The following is a 340-nucleotide window of genomic DNA, read 5'->3' as shown; positions in this document are numbered from 1 at the left end:
TAGGCACGCCGCCAGCGTTCGTCCTGAGCCAGGATCAAACTCTCCATTAAAGTAGTTCTTGATCAAAGCTTCAAAACTTGCTTGGCTAGTGTTTCTATCAAACATTTTACTGTTCAGTTTTCAAAGAACAAAGGCTTGTCAATGTTTCGAACACTCTTCCATAACTATACTATATATTATGGTTTGTGTCAAGTTTTTTTGAAGGTTTATTCCTTCAAAACTAGATAATGAAGTCAGCATAAAGGCAATGTGGATAAGTCCTCGACCGATTAGTATTCGTCAGCTCCATGCATTACTGCACTTCCACACCGAACCTATCAACCTCATCGTCTATAAGGGG

Annotated in this window: 1 rRNA gene; it reads right to left on the bottom strand. The window is 39.7% G+C overall.

The features are described from left to right. Positions 1-249 precede the first annotated feature (249 nt). Positions 250-340, bottom strand: a 23S ribosomal RNA gene (locus tag O0550_RS24175); the annotation flags it as partial.

This window comes from Brevibacillus halotolerans (assembly GCF_026891775.1).
Taxonomy (GTDB): domain Bacteria; phylum Bacillota; class Bacilli; order Brevibacillales; family Brevibacillaceae; genus Brevibacillus_B; species Brevibacillus_B halotolerans.
Note: the sequence above shows the minus strand (reverse complement) of the source record. Positions and strands in the feature narration are given on the sequence as shown.